This window comes from Pseudomonas sp. 2995-3, from assembly GCF_002742565.1.
Classification (GTDB): Bacteria; Pseudomonadota; Gammaproteobacteria; order Pseudomonadales; family Pseudomonadaceae; genus Aquipseudomonas; species Aquipseudomonas edaphica.
On the sequence record NZ_LJSB01000140.1, the window covers coordinates 27,377 to 46,600 of the forward strand.

The following is a 19,224-nucleotide window of genomic DNA, read 5'->3' on the forward strand; positions in this document are numbered from 1 at the left end:
TGCTTAATAGAAAAGGTCGAGTTCTCTAAAGCGGATCAAATATTATGTCAGCGGTACAAGGTCATTGGCGTGAAGTATCCGAGCAAAACGTCGCGGCGACAATAACTTCCAGCGGTTATTTATCGGTCGCGAGCAAAGGTTCCAGCCAAGTGGTGATCATTGTCGAACGCAAGGAAGATTGGGCCTCTTACTTCCCCAGCGAAGACATCGTGACCGCCCAGGAATACCTTGAACAAACCCGTGAAAGCGAGACGGGCAAGCGTGTGCAGGTGATCAATCTGTGCCGCAGTTACAAGTACCTGGGCCACGGCTACTACTGCTCGTTGTTGGCCGAAGCGCGCGGGCACAAGGTGATTCCGTCGGTACGCACCATCAGTGAACTGACTAAAAAGTCGCTGTATGGCTTGTCACTGGATGACCTGGATAAAACCCTCGATAAAGCCTTGAGTCATCACCTTTACAGCAATACCGAAGGCTTTACCCTGACACTTTATTTTGGTCGAACCAATATAGAGCCGCTGCAAGAATTGGCCCGCCAGTTATTTGAAACCTTCCCGTGCCCGATCTTGTTAGTTGAGTTTCGCAAACACAATGGCTGGCACATCGACGGGGTCAAGTCCGGGGTCTTGCACAAGTTGCGCGATGACCAGGAAGACCAGTTCGCCCACGCCCTCGACAACTTCAGCCGCAAGATCTGGCGCCAGCCGCGCTCACGCCGCTTGGCGCGGTATGACCTGGCGATTCTTCATGACCCGCAGGAGCAACTGCCGCCGTCCAATGCTCGCGCCCTGGAAAACTTCGTGCGGGTCGGCAAAGGGCTGGGCATCGATGTGGAACTGATCGAGCGTAAGGATTACTCACGGCTGGCCGAGTACGACGCCTTGCTGATCCGCGAGACCACCAGTGTCGACAACCACACCTATCGCTTTGCCAAAAAAGCCGAAAGCGAAGGCTTGGTGGTCATGGACGACCCGGCATCGATCCTGCGCTGTACCAACAAGGTCTACCTCACTGACCTGCTCAACAGCCATCAACTGGGCATGCCCGCCACCGAGATTCTCTACAAGGAGCGACCGCAAGATTTCGAAAGGGTCGGCGAGCGCCTGGGTTTCCCGCTGGTGTTGAAGATCCCCGACGGCTGCTTCTCGCGCGGCGTAATCAAGGTGGAAAGCCAGGAAGCCCTGCTCAAGGCCACCGCCGAGTTGTTCGAACATTCGGTGCTGTTGCTGGCCCAGGAGTTTTTCTACACCGAGTACGACTGGCGCATTGGTGTGCTCAACCGCAAGCCGATCTTTGCCTGCCAATACTTCATGTCCAAGGGCCACTGGCAGATTTATAACCACAAGGCTATCGGCCAGGACATCAACGGCGAATGCCGCACCCTGGCGGTTCATGAAGCGCCCAAGGCAGTGGTGGAACTGGCGGTCAAAACCGCCAACCTGATCGGCGACGGCCTCTACGGTGTCGACCTCAAGCAGTCCGGCGACAAAGTGGTGGTGATCGAGGTCAACGACAACCCCAATATGGACGCCGGTATCGAAGATGCCTATTTGCAAGACGACCTGTATGCGCTGGTGCTCGAGGAGTTTGTACGGAGATTGGAGTTGAAACGCCAGGGCCAGGGCTGGTGACGCGCGATGATTCAGCGCTTTGAACTGACCGACGGAAAACTGTGCAAGGCGGACAAGGACGACGCTGCAATCATGCTGTTCAACAACCCGGACACGGCCGAGCGCGAGTGGTTGCGCGACCATCACAAACTCGACGAGCACGCCCTGGCTTCGGCGCTTGACCCAGATGAAGTCTCACGCATCGAGTTTCACCCCGATAACCTGTTCCTGATCTGGAAACGCCCGGAGAACTACTCGGGCGGCGGCAGCCTGATGTTCGAAGTGGCCTCCTGCGGGCTATTGTTTTCACCCGGCCGCCTGCTGGTGATCGCCACGGATGACACCCCACTCTCCGGGCTCGGCGCGCGTCGGCCGTTGCATACGCCGCTGGATGTGCTGCTTGATCTGCTGCTTAACAACATTCACCACTACCTGGGCCACCTCAAGGTGATCAAGCTGGTGGCGCGGGAGTTGCAGCAACAGTTCAATGCGTCGATGAGCAACCAGCACCTGATGCAGATGTTTAACCTCAGTGAAAGCCTGATCTATTACATCAACGCGCTGCACAGCAATGGCGCGGTGTTGTCGCGGTTGCGCAACCACGCGGAAAAGGAGCATTTCAGCGCCGAGGTGCTGGGGTTGATCGATGACCTGATCATTGAGAACCACCAGTGCTACAAGCAGGCGGAGATCTACTCCAACGTGTTTTCCGGGCTGATCGATGCACGCGGCAACCTGATGAACAACAGCATGAACAACCTGCTGCGCAAGCTGACGTTGATCAACGTGGTGTTTCTACCGCTCAACCTGATCGCCAGCGTGGGCGGCATGTCGGAGTTCAGCATGATGACGGCGGGCACGCCGTGGTGGGTGTCGTACCCGCTGTTGATGGTGGCGATGGGCGTTGGGGCGGGGTTGATGGTGTTCGGGCTCAAGCGCATCGCAGGCGGCGCCAGCCGCGCGTGAACACATTGCAGTTTGTGGGAACTGACAGGTAAGGTGGCCAAACTCCTTCGTGGCGAGCGGGCTTGCCCCGCGTTGGGCTGCGAAGCGGCCCCAAACCAGGCGCTGAGTTCTTTCAGGAAACATCCCTGTGCCATTACTGGGGCTGCTGCGCAACCCAACGCGGGGCAAGCCCGCTCGCCACAACAGCGCTCCTGTGCAAGCGGTGTGTCAGTGACACACAGTCGATGCTATCGCAGGCAAGCCTGCTCCCACAGGTTTACGGTTGCAGTGTCAGCACTTCAAAGCCGTCCGCCGTCACCGCAACAGTATGTTCCCACTGCGCCGACAGGCTGTTGTCCTTGGTCACCACCGTCCAGCCATCCTTGAGGTCGCGCACCTTGGCGCTGCCCTGGTTGAGCATCGGCTCGATGGTAAACACCATGCCTTCGCGCAGTTCCAGCCCGGTGCCGGGGCGGCCGAAGTGCAGCACTTGGGGTTCCTCGTGCATCTGCCGGCCGATGCCGTGGCCGCAATACTCACGCACCACGCTGTAGCCGTTGGCTTGCGCATGGCTCTGGATCGCATGGCCGATATCGCCCAGGCGTGCGCCGGGGCGAACCTGGCGAATGCCGGCCCACATGGCTTCGAAGGTCTGTTCCACCAGGCGCCGGGCCTTGGGCGCCACGCTGCCAATCATGTACATCTTGCTGGAGTCAGCGATAAAACCGCCTTTTTCCAGGGTGATGTCGATGTTGATGATGTCGCCGTCTTTCAACACATCCTTGGCACTGGGCATGCCATGACACACCACTTCGTTGATCGAGGTGTTGATGCAAAAGGGGTAGTCGTATTGCCCAAGACTCGCCGGCCGGGCTTTGAGTTCGTTACGGATGAAGGTTTCGACGGCGCTGTCCAGCTCCAGGGTCGAACGTCCGGCGGCGACAAAGCCGTCGAGCATGCTGAATACCTGGGCCAGCAGGCGTCCGGATTCGCGCATCACGGCCAGTTGTGCGGGTGTCTTGATCATCAGCCGCGCCCTCGGATCAGGTCGGGTTTGTCCAGCAACAGCTTGTTGATCAGCTCGTTGTAGGGCAGGTGCGGGTTGAGTTCGGCCAGCAGGCCGATCTTGATCCAGAACTCGGCCTGGGCATTGATGGAGCGGTCCATGGCGGCGCTGGCCAGGCGAAGCTGTTCGTGCAGTTGGTCGGTAATCTTGACGATGCCCATGGGTTTCACTGTGTTAGATGGATATACAAAGCGTATACGTTTCGTATATCTCTCGTAAACCCCAACCCGCTAAATGGCCACAGGCCATTGACTTGCCCAGCCACCGCCGGTTAATTTCGGTGCATGACCTTTCCAGCCTTGCGCCGCCAGCCGAGCATTATTATTACCGCCATTCCTCATTTGGCGGGATAGCACACGGCTGCACCCAAACCCGCCCTAGAGGCGGGTTTTGTTTTTCCGACTCCTGGGCAGCACACCAACACCAGGAGACGCCCATGAGTACCCACCGCGCCGCGCAAACCGCCAATACCGGGCTGCTTGAGCACTACGTGAAAAAGATCCTCGCCGCCCCGGTTTACGACGTGGCAGTGCGCACGCCCTTGCAATCGGCGCCTGCGTTGTCGGCGCTATTGGGCAACCAAGTGCTGCTCAAGCGGGAAGATTTGCAGCCGACGTTTTCCTTCAAGATCCGTGGCGCCTACAACAAGCTGGTGCAACTCGGCGATGAGCAGAAAGCCCGTGGGGTGGTGACCGCCTCGGCGGGTAATCATGCGCAGGGCGTGGCATTGGCGGCGCGGGAACTGGGCATCAAGGCCCGCATCGTCATGCCGTGCAGCACGCCGGAATTGAAGGTGCTGGGCGTGCGCTCCCGTGGCGCCGAGGCGGTGTTGCATGGCGAAAGCTTTCCGTTTGCCTTGGCCCATGCGTTGCAATTGGCCGAGACGTCGGGTTGCACCTTTGTTTCGCCGTTCGATGACCCCGATGTGATCGCCGGCCAAGGCACAGTGGCCATGGAAATACTGCGCCAGCAGCAAGGCCCGCTGCACGCGATCTTCGTGCCGGTGGGCGGCGGCGGCCTGATCGCCGGGATTGCCGCCTATGTCAAATACCTGCGGCCCGAGGTGCGCATTGTCGGCGTCGAACCCGAGGGTTCCAGTTGCCTGCTGGCGGCCTTGCGCGCCGGTGAGCGGGTGGTGCTGCCCAGTGTCGACGGGTTTGCCGATGGCACCGCGGTGGCGCAGATCGGCGCCTATGGCTTTGAGATCTGCCGCGATTGGGTCGATGAAGTGATCACCGTCAGCAATGACGAACTGTGCAGCGCCATCAAGTTGATCTACGACGATACGCGCTCCATCACTGAGCCTTCAGGCGCACTGGCGGTGGCGGGCGTTCGCAAGTACGTCACCCAAAACGGCGTGCGCGGGCAGACCTTGGTGGCAGTGAACTCAGGGGCCAATATCAACTTTGATAGTTTGCGACATGTTGCGGAGAGAGTAGCGGCGCAAAGTGTAACTTAGTGCATAAACGTTTAATCGACGCAGTTCGACGAGGATGCTGGCTACACGAACCGGCTTATATAACGCGCCGTTGTGCTTATGAGGAAAAGTTACAACAGCAACGGACTTTGCCGAGTAGGCTTATTGACTATAAACGTCTGCCAAGGTCGGTAAGACGTGGTGGGCCTGCGCCTGCCGGACACACAAAAATCTGTTGGCAGTCTCAAAAAAGGAGAGGTTGGCCATGCTTTCGGAACTAGAGCTACGCAGCATTATTGAAGGAAGTTTCCTGCCCAAGCGGTGTGAATGTACCAAAGCCGAAGACGCCTCGTTGACGATCAAGGTGTATGACGACCGCGACCGTGACCGGGTGGATTTGGAAGTCAAAGGTATCAACGCGGAAAAACTCGACAGCAGTCGAGCCATTTGCAACCTGATCAGCGGGTTGCGCGAAGACCTCAAGCACACTCAAGCGCCTGCTCAGCAAAGAGTGGCGGGGCGCGGCTACTAGTCAGCCAAGTGTTTGAGAGTGATTCACCGACGACCTGTGGGCCTGGTAAACGCCAGGCCCAATGCGGTGTGTTTCAATTCTGAAAATCGCAGGCTTCGGACATTTTTCGGTAGCCCACATCTTCGATCTTCCCGGCTTTGTCCACGAACTTGATATCGGCGTTGATCACCTTGCACACGTCGGTGTCTTCCTCGTGCATGGCGATCACTTTGTCGACGTTCAAGGGCATGCCGTATTGATACTGCACAGGCTTGGCGGCGGTGTCGGCCTGGGCCATCCCCGACACCGCGGCAAGGGCCAAGGTGGCGGTGAATAACAAGGTACGCAGTTTCATGGTGGTGCTCCGCAAGTGAGTTCAATTTCACTCTCGGCTTGCGGGATTAACCATCGATTAATTTTGCCTTGGCTGACAAAACCTTCATGAAACCCAGGCTTCAGCCCAACTGCTGGCGATATGGCAGGTCCGGCCCGGTCTTGCTGCAGGTCAACGCGGCGGCGCGGATCGCGAAGCCCAGCATGCTGTCGATCTGCGCGCGTGTCAGCTGTTGCAGGCCGTCAATCGAATCCAACTGCTGCTCGGTCAACCAGGCAATCAACGCGGCCTGGAAGGTGTCGCCGGCGCCCACCGTATCGGCCATCACCACCTTGACCGCAGGTTGCGACCAACTGCCGTGCTGGCGGCTGAACACGCTGGCGCCATCGCCGCCACGGGTGAGGAACACCAATTGGCAACGGTGCTGCAACCAGCCTTGCAGCACGCTCTCGGGCGACTGGTCGGGGTAGAGCAGGTGCAGGTCTTCATCGCTGACTTTAATCAGGTCGGCATGCTTGACCAACTCGGCCACGCGCTCACGCCACAGCTGAATATCCGGTTGCGGGTTGAGCCGCACATTGGGGTCCAGGCTGATCAGGCGCTTGCCGCTTTCGCGCTTGACCAGGCTCAGCAGGGTGTCGCCGATCGGCTGCACCACCAGCGAAAACGAGCCGATATGCACGCCACGAACCTCATCGCCCAAGGTCGGCAGATGCTCAAGCGTCAATTGCCGATCGGCGCAGCCTTCGCCGCGAAAGCTGTATTGCGGTGAGCCGTTGGCGCCCACGGCAACCATCGCCAGGGTGGTTGGCGCGGCAAACTCAAGCAGAAACCGCTGGCTGACGCCTTCGTCCTTGAGCACTTGCACCAAGCGCTGGCCGAGGAAGTCGTTGGACACGCCACCCAACAGCGCGGACTCAATGCCCAGGCGGCGCAAACCCACGGCCACGTTGAACGGCGAACCACCGGCAATGGCTTTGTAATTGACCCTGGAAGCCTGCCCGCTGGCATCCTCCTCGCTGAAAAAATCGAACAGCGCTTCGCCACACACCAGATACATAGTCGTTCGCTCTTAAAGGGTTGCCACGAGTTGCTGATAGCGCTCGTAAGCCTGTTGATAGGCACTGACATTGGCCGCCACCGGCAGCGTGCGGCTGCTTGGGTCGACACTCACACATTTGTCGCACAGGCTGGCCAGGGTGTCGCCGGACTGGCTCCACGCCGCCTGGATCGCCGCGCCCAGGGCAGCGGCTTCGCTTTGTTCGGTACACACCACTTCGGTGTTCATGATATCGGCGACCATCTGCCGCCACACCGGGCTTTTCGAGCCGCCGCCGATCAGGCGGATGCTATGGCTTTGCAGGCCGGTCTGGCGCAGCAGGTCGAGGCCGTAGCGCAGGCCGAAGGTGGTGCCCTCGACCACCGCGCGACACAGGTTGGCGCGGGTCAGGTTGGTCATGGTCAGCCCGTGGAGGCTGCCGGTGGCGTGGGGCAGGGCGGGCACGCGTTCGCCATTGAGGAACGGCAGCATGCTCACGCCATCGGCGCCAATCGGCGCTTGCGCAACCAGGCTGTTGAAGGTCGCAAGGTCAAGCTCGAACAGCTCGCGAATCACCCCGGTGGCGTTGGTCAGGTTCATGGTGCAGATCAACGGCAGCCAGCCACCGCTGGACGAACAGAAGGTCGCGACCGAGGCTTGCGGGCTGACATTCGGCTGGTCGGCAAATGCGTAGACGGTGCCGGACGAACCCAGGCTCATGGTGATCACGCCGGGAGCGATATTGCCGGTGCCGATGGCGCCCATCATGTTGTCGCCGCCGCCGCTGGACACCTTGGCATTGGGGTTGATCCCCAGGCGTTCGGCGATGGCCGGCAGGATGCTGCCGACAGCTTGATCGGCCGCAATCAACGCAGGCAGGGCTTTTTCCAGGCGCCCGCTCGGGTCGATGTGTTTCAGTAGCTCTACGTCCCACTCACGGCTGCGCACGTTGAAGTAGCCGGTGCCCGACGCATCGCCGTATTCCGCCACGGCGCGGCCGGTGAGCCAGTAGTTGAGGTAGTCGTGGGGCAGCAGGATATGCGCGATGCGTGCGAACACGTCCGGGTGTTGTTCGCGGGTCCACAGCAGTTTCGACACGGTATAGCCCGGCGCAATCGCCACGCCGAGGCGTTCCAGCGAGCCGCTTTCGCCGCCCAGGTACGCCAGCAGGCGGTCGTTCTCCGGGGCGGTTTCGGTGTCGCACCAGAGTTTGGCCGGGCGTAGCACCTCACCGTGCTCGTCCAGTAGCACCAGCCCGTGCTGCTGGCCGGAGACGCCGATGCCGAGAATGTCCTGGCCGTCCACGCCAGCCTGTTGCAGGGCGCGGTGAGTGGCTTCGGTAAAGGCATCCAGCCATTCCTGGGTGTGCTGTTCGCGACGGCCATTGGCGCCGCTGATCAGCGTATGCGCGGCGGCGCCCAGGCCCAGGACCTTGCCGCTGGACGCGTCGAGGACGATGGCTTTGGTGCCCTGGGTGCCGCAATCGATGCCGAGGTACAGGTTTTGCTGGGTCATGAAGGAGTGCTCAGCAGTATTATTCTTGGATTGATAGCCCGATTAAATGTGGACGCTGGCTTGTGTGGGAGCTGGCTTGCCTGCGATGCCAGCACCTCGGTCTATCAGTCAAACCCAGGTGATGCTATCGCAGGCAAGCCAGCTCCCACACAAGCCAGCTCCCACATTTTTAATCGGGTGTTTTCAGCAGTTGCTGCAGGGTTGCGGTGACGCCGTTGTCGCGCAAGCTGACAAAGCACCGCTCAAACGCTGCCACAAACTCAGCCGAGTTGGGAATAGCCTTGCCAAAAATCTCTTCCACACCCAGCAGGCGCTGGCTGATCAGCGCATCGTCACTCACCAGCCCTTGGCAGAACTCGGCGCGTGGGTCGGGGATCTTGTAAGTCACGCCGTTTTCATCAACGCCTTTGAGGTACAACGCCCAGGCGGCGACAACCAACGCCGCGCGCTCAGTCTCACGCCCATCGGCAATCAAGCGATTGATGGTCGGTACGGTGAACTTGGGAAACTTCGACGAGCCATCGGAACATACACGCTCCAACTGGTCGGCAATCGCCTGGTTGGAAAAACGATCCACCAGCGTCTGCTTGTACTGGGTCAAATCGATGCCCGGCACCGGCGCCAGGTTTGGCGTGACGTCCAGGTCCATGTAGGCACGCATATAGGCCACAAACACCGGGTCATTCATGGTGTCGTGCACAAACCGATAACCCTTGAGAAAACCCAGATAGGTAAGGGCCAGGTGGCTGCCATTGAGCAGGCCGATCTTCATCTCTTCGTAAGGCGTGACGTCATCGGTGAACTGCACACCGACGGTTTCCCACGCCGGGCGGCCGTTAACGAATTTGTCTTCCAGCACCCATTGCACAAACGGCTCGCACACCACCGGCCAAGCGTCGTCGATGCCGTGCTCATCGTGCAGTTGCAGGCGGTGGGCGGTGCTGGTCATCGGCGTGATGCGGTCGACCATGGCATTCGGGAAGCTCACGTTGGCCTTGATCCAGTCATGCAGCTCGGCGTTGTGCAGGGCGGCAAATGCCAGCAGGGCCTTGCGCGTGACGGCGCCGTTGTGCGGCAGGTTATCGCAGGACATCACGGTAAACGCCGGGGTCCCGGCGGTGCGGCGTTGGGTCAGTGCGGCGCAGATAAACCCGAACACGGTTTTCGGTGCATTAGGGTGCGCCAGGTCGTGCTGGATCTGCGGCAGGTGCGCCATGAACTCGCCGTTACTGTCATCGATGCAGTAGCCGCCTTCGGTGATGGTCAGCGAGACAATCCGAATCTCAGGGCTGGCCAGCTTGTCGATCAGCGCCTGGGCGCCGTCTTCGGCCAGCAGCATGTCGCTGATGGCGCCGATCACGCGCACTTCGGTGTCGTCGGTGTCGCCCAGTTCATACAGGGTGAACAGGTAATCCTGGCCGGCCAGGTCGTCGCGGGCCTTGCGGTCCTCGCTGCGCAGGCCGACGCCGCAGATGCTCCAGTCCAGGCCAGCGCCGGTATTCATCAGCGCATCGGTGTAATACGCCTGATGCGCACGGTGGAAACCGCCGACGCCGATATGCGCGATGCCCTGGGAGGTGCTCGCAATGGCGTAGGCCGGAATTTTTACTTGCGGCGCCAATTGGGTGAGGTTCTGTTTATTCAGTTTCATCACAAGTCTCGCGAAATCAGGCGGCAGCGCGCAGTGGACGAGCCACGGCCACGCCATCGGTGTCGAACAGATGGCAGTGCGCCGGGTCCAGGTGCAGGTGCAGGGTTTCGCCGTATTGGCTGGCCATGTCGCCACGAATCCGCATGGTCAGCGGCTCGCCGTTGGCGGTGATGACGTGGCAGAAGGTGTCGCTGCCCAGGCGCTCGCCGACGTCGGCGGTGACGGTCAGGGTGGTTTGCCCAGGCGAGGCAATTTCCAGGTGCTCGGGGCGAATCCCCAGGGTCACCGCGCTGCCCACGCTCAAGCTGGCACCGCTCAATGGCAGGCTGATCAGGGTGCCGGCGTCCAACTGCACGTCGCAGCCCTGGCTTTCAATACGGGTGACTTTGCCCTTGAGGAAGCCCATTTTCGGCGTGCCCAGAAAGCCCGCCACAAACAGGTTGGCCGGCTGGTGGTACAGCTCCAGCGGCGAGCCGACCTGCTCGATACGGCCGCTGTTGAGTACCACCACCTTGTCGGCCAGGGTCATGGCCTCGACCTGGTCGTGGGTCACGTAAATCATGGTGGCTTGCAGCTCTTTATGCAGGCGCGCCAGTTCCAGGCGCATCTGCACGCGCAGGGCGGCGTCGAGGTTGGACAGCGGTTCGTCGAACAGGAAAATCTTTGGGTTACGCACGATCGCACGGCCGATTGCCACGCGCTGACGCTGGCCGCCGGAAAGCTGCTTGGGCTTGCGCTCCAGCAACGGGCCGAGTTCGAGGATGCGCGCCGCTTCGCTGACTTTGCTCTCCACCAGCTTCTTGTCGACGCCGGCCAGGTCCAGGGCAAACGACATGTTCTTGCGCACGCTCATGTGCGGGTACAGCGCGTAGGTCTGGAACACCATGGCCAAGTCGCGCTTGGCGGGGGTGACTTCGGTGATATCGCGGCCATCGAGTTCGATGGTGCCTTCGGTGACTTCCTCAAGGCCCGCGATCAAACGCAGCAGGGTGGATTTACCGCAGCCCGACGGGCCGACGAACACCACAAATTCCTTGTCGTTCACTTCCAGGTCAATGCCCTTGATGATCGAGAAACCTTCGAAGCCTTTTTGCAAATTCTTGATTTTCAGGTTGGCCATGATGGGCCTCCGCTTGGAATTATTATTTAACTGCGCCGAAGGACAAGCCACGCACCAGCTGTTTCTGGCTGATCCAGCCAAAGATCAGGATCGGCGCACACGCGAGGGTCGAAACGGCGGACAATTTGGCCCAGAACAAACCTTCGGGGCTGGAGTAAGAGGCGATCAGCGCGGTCAACGGCGCGGCATTCGAGGAGGTCAGGTTCAGCGACCAGAACGCCTCGTTCCAGCACAGGATCAGCGACAGCAGCACGGTAGAGGCCAGGCCGCCCTTGGCGATCGGCAGCAGCACGCGGACCATTTCCTGCCACAGGGTGGCGCCGTCCAGCCGCGCGGCTTCGAGGATGTCCTTGGGGATGTCCTTGAAGTAGGTGTACACCATCCACACCACAATCGGCAGGTTGATCAGGGTGTAGATGATGATCAGCGCAATTCGCGTATCCAGCAGGCCAAGGCTCTTGGCCAGCAGGTAGATCGGCATCAAAACGCCCACTGGCGGCAACATCTTGGTGGACAGCATCCACAGCAAGGTGCCCTTGGTGCGCTGGGTTTCGTAGAACGCCATGGAGTAGGCGGCCGGTACCGAGATCAGCAGGCACAAGGCAGTGGCACTGAACGAAATCACCACCGAGTTCCAGGCGTAGGCGAAGTAGTTGCTGCGCTCGTTGATGTGCAGGTAGTTCTCCAGCGTCGGCGTGAAGATGAACTGCGGCGGCGTGGCGAACGCGTCGATTTCGGTCTTGAAGCTGGTCAGCACCATCCAGAAGATCGGGAAGAAAATCAGGATTGCGATGGCCCAGGCCAACGTGCCAAGCAGCAGGCTTTGCAGGCGGCGGGATTGTTGAAGCGTCATGGCGCGGCCCTCAAGGCTTGTCAGTCAGGTTTTTGCCGATCATCCGCACCAGGATGATCGCCGCGATATTGGCGATGACCACGGCGATCAAGCCGCCGGCCGAGGCCATGCCCACGTCGAACTGCACCAGCGCCTGGTTGTAGATCAGGTAGGCGAGGTTGGTCGAGGCGTAGCCGGGGCCACCGTTGGTGGTGGTGAAGATTTCGGCGAAGACCGAGAGCAAAAAGATCGTTTCGATCATCACCACCACGGCAATCGGGCGGGCCAGGTGGGGCAGGGTCAGGTGCCAGAAGATCGCGATGGCGCCGGCACCGTCCAGGCGCGCGGCTTCTTTTTGTTCCTGGTCGAGGGACTGCATGGCGGTCATCAGCAGCAGGATGGCGAAGGGCAGCCACTGCCACGACACAATGATGATGATCGACAGCAATGGGTAGTGCGCCAGCCAGTCCACGGGTTCGGCGCCGAACAGCTTCCACACGGCGGCGAGAATCCCCGACACCGGGTGGAAAATCAGGTTCTTCCAGATCAGCGCACCGACGGTGGGCATGATGAAGAACGGCGAAATCAGCATCACCCGCACGATGCCGCGGCCCAGGAACTCACTGGCCTCCAGCAACGCGCTGATCAACACGCCGAACACCACGCTGATCAGCAACACGCTGCCCACCAGTAACAGGGTGTTGGTGGCGCCAGGCAGGAAGCCCGAGTCGGTGATGAAGTAGGTGAAGTTTTCCAACCCCACGAATTGGTTTTCGCCAGGGTAGAGCAGGTTGTAGCGGATCAGCGAAAAGTACAGGGTCATGCCCAGTGGCACGATCATCCACAGCAGCAGCATGGCCACCGAGGGGCTGACGAGGAACCAGCCGGGGTTGGCCAGGCGGTTTTTGGGTGTTGTATTCATTAGGATCAAGACCAGTCGGGGGCATGCAAAACTAGAATCGGAGCGCGCTCAATGTGGGAGCTGGCTTGCCTGCGATGGCATCACATCGGTCTGGCTGACCGACCGAGTCGCCCGCATCGCAGCCAAGCCAGCTCCCACACAAAGCATTTATCGCGGTGATGCTGAGTTATTTGGGATAACCCGCCCGCTTCATCTCACGCTCGGTGGTGGTCTGCGCGGCGGTCAAGGCTTGGTCCACCGTTTGCTGACCGGTCAGCGCGCCTGAGAAGAACTTGCCGACCTGGGTACCAATCGCCTGGAATTCAGGAATGGTCACCAACTGGATACCGATATACGGCACCGGCTTGAGCGTCGGTTTGGTCGGGTCAGCGACTTTCAGCGATTCGAGGGTCACCTTGGCAAACGGTGCGGCTTTGAGGTATTCGTCGCTGTAGGTCGATTTGCGCGTGCCAGGCGGTACGTTGGCGATGCCGTCGGTCTTGGCTACCAGTTCGCCGTATTCCTTGGACGTTGCCCAGGTGGTGAACACCTTGGCGGCATCCTTGGCTTTGGAACTGGTCGGGATGGCCAGGCTCCAGGAGTACAGCCACGAGGTGCCCTTGTCGGTCTTCTCGTGCGGCGCGAAGGTGAAGCCGACACTGTCAGCGACTTTGCTCTGAGACTTGTCGGTGACGAACGAACCGGCCACGCTGGCGTCCACCCAGATCGCGCACTTGCCACTGTTGAACAGCGCGAGGTTTTCGTTGAAACCGTTGCTGGAAGCACCCGGCGGGCCGGATTTCTTCATGTTGTCGACGTAGAAGTTCAACGCGTCCTTCCATTCCGGACCGTTGAATTCCGGTTGCCATTTTTCATCGAACCAGCGCGCGCCGTAGCCGTTGGCCAGGGTGGTGATCAGCGCCATGTTCTCACCCCAGCCGGCTTTGCCACGCAGGCACAGGCCGTATTGCTCTTTGCTCTTGTCGGTGAGTTTGGCGGCGAATTCACCGATCTGAGTCCAGGTCGGGTGCTCGGGCATGCTCAGCCCGGCGCCCTTGAACAGGTCGGTGCGGTAGTAGGTGATCGAGCTTTCGGCGTAGAACGGCAGGGCATACAACGAGCCTTTGACCGACAAGCCGTCACGCACCGAAGGGAACACGTCGTCGAGGTCATAGGACGCCGGCAGGTCTTTCATCGGCTCCAGCCAACCCTTGGCGCCCCACAGTGCAGCTTCGTACATGCCGATGGTCAACACGTCAAACTGGCCGCCCTGGGTGGCGATGTCGGTGGTCAGGCGTTGGCGCAGTACGTTTTCTTCAAGCACCACCCAGTTCAGCTTGATGTCCGGGTGCTCGGTCTCGAAGGTTTTCGAGAGCTTCTGCATGCGGATCATGTCGCTGTTGTTGACGGTGGCAATGGTCAGGGTTTGCGCGCCAAAGCTGACGGCGCTGAGGGTCATGCAGGTGGTCATGCAGGTGGAGACAAGCAGTGCTTTTGCTGTGAACTTCATCGCGCACTCCATTTCCGTGCCCAGAGGGCTACAGAATGACAGTTATTGTTGTTGTGTCTTCCCACAAGGTGTCAGGAAGAGTGTGCGTTGATTACAGCCTTGAAATGGGCGTGTGACAAATCCTTGGGCACACTTGAGCTGATACTTTTTTGCACTCGGCAATCGATTGCATGAAACCTTTCAGCAACGCCCGGCCTGGTCAGCCGCTGAACCACCAGGGGCTTGAACCGGGTGATTCAACGGCTTGGCATAAGTGGGGACTGGCGCGTTGAGGTCTACTAGGCCGGTGTGGCAGGTGTAAATGTCTTCCACTCATGATCGTGCGGGCGACGTGGGTTCGGGAATTTCTCCAGAATCCAGTACCTGTCTTTCATGACTTCAAATTGAGTGACGGTGCCCACAGGCGCTTTGACGGGCACGTTCAAGCGTTTTGAGAGTTCTTCCGAAAAGCCGGTGCTGCCTGATTTGCAACTGATCATCCTGATATGGGTAGCCCCGGTCTTTTTCAGCATGGGGGCAATCAATTTTGCAAATGCTTCAGGCGAGTGGGACGCTGCGCCTTTCAGATCGCTTTTGAATGTAGCGCCGCCTTTATCACCATGCCCGATGATGTTTAGTCTGATTTCCGTGCTGCCCACTGTCCGGTCCAGAAAGTACTCATACTGACCGTCTTCCGAGGTCGTAAAAGCAATGCTGTTTTTCAGTTTGTCAGCCTCGGGCAACGCCTTGAAGGCTTTATATTCACCCATGTTATGCAGTTCTTTTGAGGTGTCTTGAACCTCTGCAGTGCCCGCAATTGTTCGGGTCTTTGACGGTCCGAAGCGCTTGGGACGGTAGTCGACTGACACCTCTTCATAGATTGGATTTTGAAGCGTTCCCCAGTTTACTTTTACTTTTTTACCACTCTTCTTTTCCACATGGTTAAAAATATCAATGTCTCTTAATTGGTTGTTCAGCGCTATCTCTGCCAGTTCTTTCCTGGCGGCTTCAGAAAATTCTGGACGCTGGGTTCTGAGTTTTTCAAGGGCTGTTTTGTATATATCTTCCGGGTCCACGCCTACACCAGATATATACCCTACGTCGACTGTGCCTTCATATCCCTTTACCGGGACGCCAGTGAGCGAGTGCAGTTGTGCCGCCAGAGAGTTGTCACCCCCTTTGGCGGAGTAGCACACCAGCAAGCGAACTTCCGGGTAATCTCGAATATTAATGCCCCGCCCAAAGAGTTCATTATCGAGTTTTTCAGCCGTATAGACTTGTTCACCTTCAGCGACAATCACCGCTGATTGCTCTCCCTCAGGCTTAGCGGCATGACCAATGATATTCAGCCGCTTCACTTCCTGGCCTTTACGATTGTAAGTGTCTACGTTGGTCTGGATTTCCCCGTCCACAGGTATGATCCTTTCCAGCGGCCCCCCCATCCGAAAGCGCTGTAGGGGCGGGGTGAGCGGTACTGCTTCATCTACCATCACGCTGGCGCCGGTTGCCGGGCTTGTCGACGTAACGGAAGAGGGCTCCGACAATGAGCGTGCCTTGAAGTGGATAAACAACGTTGCCAGGTTGACCAGCAGATCGGTCAGGGCTGCTTGTTTCTTTTGTGCGTCATCGTCGAGCAGGATGCCCAAGTCGCTGATAATGCCTTGAGCCTGCATCATCAAGCCGAGTATGGCGCCGGGGCCGCGCAGCACAGGCAGCACTGAATTGAGCAGCAGGAAACCACCCTCCTTGAGGGATGCCCACCGGCTTTGAGCGTCTGTTGTTGATTGGTGCTCAGCCAGGGTGATCAAGTTCCGGGCATTGGCCTCGTACAGATGCTCCAGCAATTTTCCCTCCTGTAACGTTTGCTGCAGTCGGGTATCGATGGCCAGAGGGTGGGCCTTGTTAAGGGGAACGGACCCCAGGTTCAAACCGAATATCACCAGGTTGGGATGCTTGAAACCGTCGCCGCTGTAGAGTTTTCGAGTGTTTTCATCCGGGAGCCAGGCGAGGATGTCATTTTGCAGCTTGCCTTTGTTCTGTATGGCTTCCAGCAGTGCCTGGCGGGTTGGAAATTGCAGCAGCGGAGCATCGCTGATCAGCGGCCTATACAGAATATGCGGGCCGGTCGTAGTGTCTTTGGGTTCGATCAGATAGGCACCTTCCACCCCATCGGGCTTTCCATTGGCTTGATTATCAAACGCCAGCGGTCGGATGACGATTTCCTTGCCATCAACGACCCTGGGGCCAAGGCCAGGCTTGAACACTTCCTGGATGTACCTGAAACCTGTTGCGTTGAAACCGGACGCTCCCTTGATGCTCAGTTCCAGGGCTTTGAACTGTAGTTCGAGCGGCACTTGCTGAGCGAAAAGTGACTGGCGCTGCGCTTTTTCGCTGGGGTCGTCGAGCAATTGTTTTTTGAGCAAATCCGTATAGGTTTTGCCAATATCGAGCTCGTCAACTAGCTGCTTGAGCACACCTTCTTTTTCCAGTGTGGGCACTCTGACTTTTATTTCTGCACCGTTCTCATCTTTGAGCCCTGTCTTGAAAAAGACTTCTATCTGGCCATTAGGCAGCCCCGATAAGTTATTGAGGAGCATGTCCGTCAGGCTCATGGTTTGCCGGTCAATGAAGCCGGAGTTCAGCGTTCCATAAGGCACTTTGAAGACCACCTCAAGGTTGGCGGCCGCGTGCGCCGTCAGCTTTTGGTTTTCGGGCAGGCTGTCAAATCGATGCTGCGCAAAACTGCGAATGTCCTCAATGCCGCTGTTGTAGCTGCGGCCTTGGTTAGTTTGGTGAGTGCTTGCCAATCCCAGGCTGAGTTCATGCATGACAAAACGTTCGGCTTCGCCGGCTTTGCTCATCCAGTCGGGCAGAGGGATGGTCTCCTTCGTCGAGTCGTCTGTGCCTGAGGGCGTTGAAGGCGCAGACAAACTGTCGCCCAGGTGCTGATCGATGATGATGTCGGCCTGGGCGCTGAACATATTGCCGGTCAGCCTGTCATTCAGAGCACCCAAGCTGTTGAGTTCATCCCAGCTCTTAAACGGGGTGATTTTCCCGCTGGGCTCCACTAATAGAAGAATGTCGCGATTTATGTTCGCCAAGTAGCGATGAATCACCATCTTTGGCGCTGTACCGACCAGGCTATAGACGGTGGCCCCTGATGAGTTGGGGTCAGTTGGGGCGGGGCGTGTGGCTTCTTCGGGATGTCTTGCGACCATGTCTATGGTCTTGCGCTGCTCATCATCCAGGCCGGGTTGTTTCAGACTGGCCAGTTGCAAGTTGCTTCGCAGAATTCGACTAACCAATGCCCTGTGGCTGCCGGTAAAGGCAGCACCCGCATCAGTGCCTCCAGCGAAGGCCGGCTTATCCCAATATTCACCCATGGCCGTTTCGTAGTAGTGGTTCAGTCGAGCCGGCAATGCATTTATGATACTGCTCAACGCTGACAAATCCAGATCGAGCGGGGTGTCGGCAGAGTTGCCCGTCCGTGCCAGCAGATCAGGACGTGTGTCAAAAGCTCTATCGGTGCCTGTGAAGCGCGGGGCCTCCCCACCCGTCAAGTAGTCGAAGACACGTGCCATTAATTGTGTTCGCTTGAATGCACCAGGGGTGTCCGGATCGGGCGTTTCGATAGAGATCTGGTTGACGTCGACGTCCAGTGCGGGGGCCGCCTCCTTTATCCTATCGCTTAGCGCGCGCGCGACCACCGAGTAAACATTGGGCTCACCGGCAAACTGTCGGCGCGCAATGGCGGCCACCGGGTCAGTGGTGGCGGTTGGCGTTTGCGCCGGCGTTGTGGCCGGTTGCGCAGGGTTTGGCGGCGCGAGCTGAGGAATGCCAGCTTGACCCTGCTGGGGAGGAAATTTCCCCGGCTCCCGAACCATCTGAAGTGCGAGGTCCTGCTCTGCTTCGTCCTGCATTTGCCTGGCGTGCCGGTATTCGTGTCGACGGGGGCGTGGTGCGTTGGCGTCAGGAGAAAACACGGAGGGGAACCTCATGTTCTCCTGCAATTGACGGATATCCGCGAGCGTCGCGGCTTTTGTATTGGGAACCTGTACGCCGTAAAAATTACCGACAGCACGCGTAGTGGCGCTGTGTTCGTCTACGTATACAAACGACTTGTTGTCAGGGCTCAGTTTGCGGGCAGCGATCAAAACGTCGACAGTGGCTTGCTCAAAGCCTGTTTCGTAATTGGAAAAGGTCCTGCGCTTGCCGTTAACGGTGCAATCCAGCCAGCCGCTGGGCGTCACTTTCAGGTTTGAAAGATCAATGTGGTTATTTTTTGCAAACGTGGCAAACGGCTCGCTCTTGAGTGTGTGAGTAAGCTGTGCCCAGAGTTGTCCGAACGTGGAGTTGGCGGGAATAGCAGAGACTACCCCGGAGGCGATGGGCTGCTGGCGGCCTGTGCTATTTGAATTGACCTGTTCCATCAAGGCGGTGGCGAATTTTCCGGCCAGGTCGGCGTCCGCCTGGCGTACCAAGGTCTGGGCGGCTTTTTGTACTTCCAGGGAGATTACGTCAGCCGATGTGCTGCGCCGTGTCCGCGCTTTATTCGGTTGCCCCTCAACGGGCGCAGGGGATGGGCTTGGGGGGTGGGCAGCAAAGGTCAGGGGTGAGTGCGTCAGGTAACTTCTCATGGGGCATTCCGATTTGGCGACGTTGGGTGAGCAAGCAGTCAGGCTGCGGGCTGGTAGCTTGTTGGTCGCGAGAAGGAATGTGTTCCGCCCCTTGTATTGCGGGATTTAAACGAGACGGGCGGGAGGCGTATCTCAGCAAATGGCCCATTAAGGCCTG

The 19,224-nt window shown here is 58.7% G+C and carries 15 protein-coding genes; 4 read left to right on the forward strand and 11 right to left on the reverse strand.

The window, feature by feature from the left end:
- Positions 1-44 precede the first annotated feature (44 nt).
- Positions 45-1,631 (forward strand): RimK family protein, encoded by a 1,587-nt coding sequence (locus AOA62_RS07130; protein WP_099548251.1) that lies wholly within the window; start codon positions 45-47, stop codon positions 1,629-1,631.
- 6 nt (positions 1,632-1,637) lie between these two features.
- Positions 1,638-2,576, forward strand: coding sequence for a magnesium transporter CorA family protein (locus AOA62_RS07135; RefSeq protein ID WP_099548253.1), 939 nt, complete (start codon positions 1,638-1,640; stop codon positions 2,574-2,576).
- A gap of 256 nt (positions 2,577-2,832) precedes the next feature.
- Here AOA62_RS07135 and map read toward each other — a convergent pair whose 3' ends face one another.
- Both map and AOA62_RS07145 read right to left on the reverse strand, forming a co-directional pair.
- On the reverse strand, positions 2,833-3,582 hold the full coding sequence (gene map / locus AOA62_RS07140) for a type I methionyl aminopeptidase (protein ID WP_099548254.1): 750 nt from the start codon (positions 3,580-3,582) through the stop codon (positions 2,833-2,835).
- Positions 3,582-3,782 carry a ParD-like family protein gene (locus AOA62_RS07145; RefSeq protein WP_017135045.1) on the reverse strand — a complete coding sequence of 67 codons (201 nt, stop codon included), beginning with the start codon at positions 3,780-3,782 and terminating at the stop codon, positions 3,582-3,584. Before AOA62_RS07145 ends, map begins: the two co-directional genes overlap by 1 nt.
- A gap of 275 nt (positions 3,783-4,057) precedes the next feature.
- Between AOA62_RS07145 and ilvA the strand changes: the two genes are divergently transcribed.
- Positions 4,058-5,080: a threonine ammonia-lyase, biosynthetic gene (gene ilvA, locus AOA62_RS07150; RefSeq protein ID WP_099548256.1), complete on the forward strand. Its 1,023-nt coding sequence runs from the start codon at positions 4,058-4,060 to the stop codon at positions 5,078-5,080.
- Between the two features lie 223 nt (positions 5,081-5,303).
- Positions 5,304-5,570, forward strand: coding sequence for a DUF1652 domain-containing protein (locus AOA62_RS07155; protein ID WP_017135047.1), 267 nt, complete (start codon positions 5,304-5,306; stop codon positions 5,568-5,570).
- Positions 5,571-5,643: 73 nt separating this feature from the next.
- Here AOA62_RS07155 and AOA62_RS07160 read toward each other — a convergent pair whose 3' ends face one another.
- The 9 genes from AOA62_RS07160 to AOA62_RS07205 form a co-directional block, all read right to left on the reverse strand.
- Complete coding sequence (locus tag AOA62_RS07160) at positions 5,644-5,904, reverse strand: DUF2790 domain-containing protein (protein ID WP_099548257.1); 261 nt, start codon at positions 5,902-5,904, stop codon at positions 5,644-5,646.
- Positions 5,905-6,004: 100 nt separating this feature from the next.
- On the reverse strand, positions 6,005-6,943 hold the full coding sequence (locus AOA62_RS07165) for a carbohydrate kinase (protein WP_099548259.1): 939 nt from the start codon (positions 6,941-6,943) through the stop codon (positions 6,005-6,007).
- A 12-nt stretch (positions 6,944-6,955) separates the two neighbouring features.
- A complete protein-coding gene (xylB, locus tag AOA62_RS07170; RefSeq protein ID WP_099548261.1) occupies positions 6,956-8,437 on the reverse strand; it encodes a xylulokinase in 1,482 nt (493 codons plus the stop codon).
- Between the two features lie 169 nt (positions 8,438-8,606).
- A complete protein-coding gene (locus AOA62_RS07175) occupies positions 8,607-10,088 on the reverse strand; it encodes a mannitol dehydrogenase family protein (RefSeq protein WP_099548262.1) in 1,482 nt (493 codons plus the stop codon).
- A 16-nt stretch (positions 10,089-10,104) separates the two neighbouring features.
- Positions 10,105-11,208, reverse strand: coding sequence for an ABC transporter ATP-binding protein (locus tag AOA62_RS07180; protein WP_017135052.1), 1,104 nt, complete (start codon positions 11,206-11,208; stop codon positions 10,105-10,107).
- A gap of 22 nt (positions 11,209-11,230) precedes the next feature.
- Positions 11,231-12,061: a carbohydrate ABC transporter permease gene (locus tag AOA62_RS07185; RefSeq protein ID WP_017135053.1), complete on the reverse strand. Its 831-nt coding sequence runs from the start codon at positions 12,059-12,061 to the stop codon at positions 11,231-11,233.
- A 10-nt stretch (positions 12,062-12,071) separates the two neighbouring features.
- Positions 12,072-12,962, reverse strand: coding sequence for a carbohydrate ABC transporter permease (locus AOA62_RS07190; protein WP_017135054.1), 891 nt, complete (start codon positions 12,960-12,962; stop codon positions 12,072-12,074).
- A gap of 166 nt (positions 12,963-13,128) precedes the next feature.
- Positions 13,129-14,451 (reverse strand): sugar ABC transporter substrate-binding protein, encoded by a 1,323-nt coding sequence (locus AOA62_RS07200; protein WP_065931666.1) that lies wholly within the window; start codon positions 14,449-14,451, stop codon positions 13,129-13,131.
- A 278-nt stretch (positions 14,452-14,729) separates the two neighbouring features.
- The gene (locus tag AOA62_RS07205) at positions 14,730-19,067 is read right to left on the reverse strand and encodes a DUF6543 domain-containing protein (RefSeq protein ID WP_099548263.1); all 4,338 of its coding nucleotides are present in this window, start codon (positions 19,065-19,067) and stop codon (positions 14,730-14,732) included.
- Positions 19,068-19,224: the final 157 nt, after the last annotated feature.